The sequence below is a fragment of the Stieleria sp. genome (assembly GCF_041595215.1).
Classification (GTDB): domain Bacteria; phylum Planctomycetota; class Planctomycetia; order Pirellulales; family Pirellulaceae; genus Stieleria; species Stieleria magnilauensis.
On sequence record NZ_JBFHKV010000945.1, the window covers coordinates 1 to 3,409 of the forward strand.

At 58.1% G+C, this 3,409-nt stretch carries 2 protein-coding genes; both read right to left on the bottom strand.

What is annotated here, in order from left to right:
* The coding region (locus tag ABX749_RS26620) for an OPT family oligopeptide transporter (RefSeq protein WP_372898671.1) at nt 1-1,194 on the bottom strand (1,194 nt) is incomplete at its 3' end.
* A gap of 83 nt (nt 1,195-1,277) precedes the next feature.
* A complete protein-coding gene (locus ABX749_RS26625; protein WP_372898672.1) occupies nt 1,278-2,900 on the bottom strand; it encodes a sulfatase in 1,623 nt (540 codons plus the stop codon).
* Nucleotides 2,901-3,409 lie beyond the last annotated feature (509 nt).

Genomic DNA, 3,409 nt, shown 5'->3' on the forward strand with positions numbered 1-3,409 from the left:
CACGCGGCGCATCGGAATCATGAACAGAATGCCCAGCAGTCCGCCGGCCGCCAGAACCGCGGTGATCGTCATCCCAGACACGGGGCTGTTGGAATTACCCACCAGACCGACGATGTAGCTGGCCACTGCGGTAAAGAAAAAGCCCATCGCGAGCATCACGACGGTCGACAAGACCGAGACGCCGATGTCGTCGGTGAAACGAAAATTCACAAGGCCCAGCATCGCGGTGCAACCCAAACCGAGCACCAAAATCAGTCCCGACGGAATGTCGCGTTGGCCGTGATCCTGGGTGACCCGTCGGCCACGCAGTCCGTGCCACAGCTCCGTGATGGCAGACAGTAGTCCGCGGCGCACCGCGATCAGTGATCCGATCCCGCCGACGACCATCGCTCCCACACCGACGTATCGGAGTTCGGTACTCCAGATGGTCCAGGCGCCGCTGATCGGATCATCGTACTGGGACGCGCCTCCCATCAGCGGAATGCCGATCAACCAGCCGATCGAGCCGCCGATAAAGATCAACACCGCCACATTGAGACGCACGATAAAACCGACGGCGACCAACATGGGCGACAGATCACCGCCGAAATAAAAGATCCGCTCGCCGGTCGTCCTGGCAACCTGCAGCGTATCGTTGACCAATCCCATGAATCCGGCGGCGATCTTAAACACGGCTCCGAGTGCCCCACCGATCAACAAGCTGGTCGCGGCGTCGTGTTGATGGTCGCCTTCTTCGCCGGCTTCCAGCACGGCCGCACACGCCACGCCCTCGGGGAACGGCAGATCCTCGTTGTCCGCCACGAACACGCGGCGCATCGGAATCATGAACAGAATGCCCAGCAGTCCGCCGGTCAGTGCGACCAGCGTGACGGTCCAGAAGTCGAACGATTGCCAGTGCCCGATCAAGATCATTGCGGGCATCGTGAAGATGATTCCCGCCGCCAGCGACTCGCCTGCCGAAGCGCAGGTCTGGACCTGGTTGGCTTCCAAGATGCTGGATTTCTTGAACAGCAATCGGAACAGCAGCATCGCCATCACGGCCGCAGGGATCGACGCCGAGACGGTCATCCCGGCCTTCAATCCGACATACACGTTTGCCGCGCCCATCACGACCGATAGGATCAGCCCCAGCACGATCACGCGGGGTGTCAGCTCGGGCAGTTGCGGCGCGGAATAATCTGGCAAATCACTCATGGAACGCTCCGTCATGAACAGTTCGGTACTGCACCGCAGTGCACGGATGGGGCTGGACGCCGTTGCGTTTCGCAGACGCGTTGCTAACCGGCCGCCTGCGGCGTCCTTAATTCGATCTGCCGCTCTTTCGGCAGCACCGACACGTCACTGTCGTCTTGATAGTGTTTTCTCAAACGCTCCAGTTCCAGTTTCATGTCTGAAATGGGGTTGGCGTACTCGGGGTTGTTGTATTGGTTGGTCAACTCATCGGGATCGTTCTCCAAATCATAGAACTCCCATTCGTCGAATTGATAAAACCGAATCAGCTTGTAACGATGATTGCGGACGCCGTATTGCCGGGGCACCATGTGCACACTGGGGTATTCATAATAGTGATAGTAGATGCTGCGCCGCCAATCGTCGGGGCTTTCACCCTTGAGCAATGGGACCAGTGATTTGCCCTGCATGTCATCGGGCACTTGGGCACCGGCCATTTCGAGAAACGTTTCGGCGTAGTCTAAGTTCTGGACCAGATGGTCGTCCGTCGAACCGGGTTGGGTTACACCGGGCCATTTCACAATCAACGGCATTTTCAGCGATTCTTCGTACATCCAGCGTTTGTCGTACCAGCCATGGTCGCCGATGTAAAAACCTTGATCCGAGGAATAGATCACGACGGTGTTGTCCGATAGCCCCAGTTCGTCGAGCGTTTCCATCAGCGTGCCGACACTTTCGTCGACGCCTCTGACGCATCGCAGGTAATTCTTGGCGTAACGCTGGTACTTCCAGCGAACCAGTCCGTCGGCCGACAAGTTGGCTTCGTGAAACGCCTTGTCGCGAGGACGGTAGGCGGCAAACCAGGTTTTCAGTTGCTCCGGTGTCATCCGTTGCATGTTGCGCCAGGCCGATTTGTCGTATCGGCCGACCAATGCGTTGCCGTCGAAATCGGGGGTCAAGTCGACGAACAGATCAAAATTGAGATGCATGTGGCGATCGATTTCCAGCTCTTGATGTCGCGCCGGCGGAGCGTTGTCGTGCCACTTGTCGAACAGTGTGTTGGGTTCGGGCAGATCGATGTCGGCATACAGATCCAGGTGCCGGAGCGCCGGCATCCAGTTTCGGTGCGGCGCCTTGTGCTGGACCATCAACATGAACGGTTTGTCGTCGCTGCGGCCTTCCTTGAGCCACTCGACGGCCAGGTCCGTCACGACATCGGTGCAATGTCCTTCGATCCGTTTGCGGCCTTCCGGTGTGATCATGTCCGGGTTGTAGTACAGCCCTTGGCCGGGCAGGACTTTCCAGTCGTCGTAGCCTTGGGGCTCGCCCTTGAGGTGCGATTTGCCATAGATCGCTGTCGTGTAACCTGCCTTTTGCAACAGTTTGGGGAACGTTTGCTGGTTCCAATCGAACGAATTCCCGTTGTTCATGAAGCCGTTTTTGTGGCTGTGCTTGCCCGTCTGAATCACCGCCCGGCTGGGGCCGCAAATCGAATTGGTACAGAAACTGTTTCGAAACACGATTCCCTGTTTGGCGAGCTGGTCGATATTGGGCGTCGGGTCGACGCTCTTGAGCCAACCGTCATACGCACCGATCGCGTGCGGCGCGTGGTCGTCGCTAAAGATGAACAGGATGTTGGGTCGCTCGTCCGCCGAGACACGGGGAACATCGGTCGCGAGGACGACCAGACAACCGAGCAACACGGCTACGGGCGAAAATCGAAGGGGCATGGTCATGGCGAAGTACGGTGAAAAACGATCGAGCACGGGGGAATTCCATCAACAGCACGTCGAGGCATTTGCCTACTATACACGCTGGCGGTTTGCCGATTGAGTCGGTGGACTGCAATTGAAACGAACATGTCAGCCCGGTGCGTCATCGGGGGACGCCGCGTGACCTTTTGTCAAAGCGTGCCCGCTGAAATCCAATACCGCTCCGTGAAGCGTCGTTTCATTGGTGAGGGCCCGTAGGCTCGCGCCAGACGGCTGATATTCGTTTGATATCAGACGGTTCGCGCCAGCGCGAGCGGCCCCTCATTGATGTTAACTTTGCGGTATTGGGCTGAAATCGACAAACCGCTGGCCAGGGTAGTGGGATCGGCGTCGAATTGACTCGGCAGGGCGGCAGAACTCCGGAGGCACGAATCAATGAATCGAATCGTTCAACGCATTGCGTTGCTTGTCGTACTCCTGCAGGCGACCGCCGCGACCGCCGAGGAAACGGCGACACTAAAAGCGAC

Excerpts from the sequence above, each read along its gene's own strand:
- ABX749_RS26625 (WP_372898672.1), bottom strand. The coding sequence starts at position 2,900 with ATGCCCCTTCGATTTTCGCCCGTAGCCGTGTTGCTCGGTTGTCTGGTC.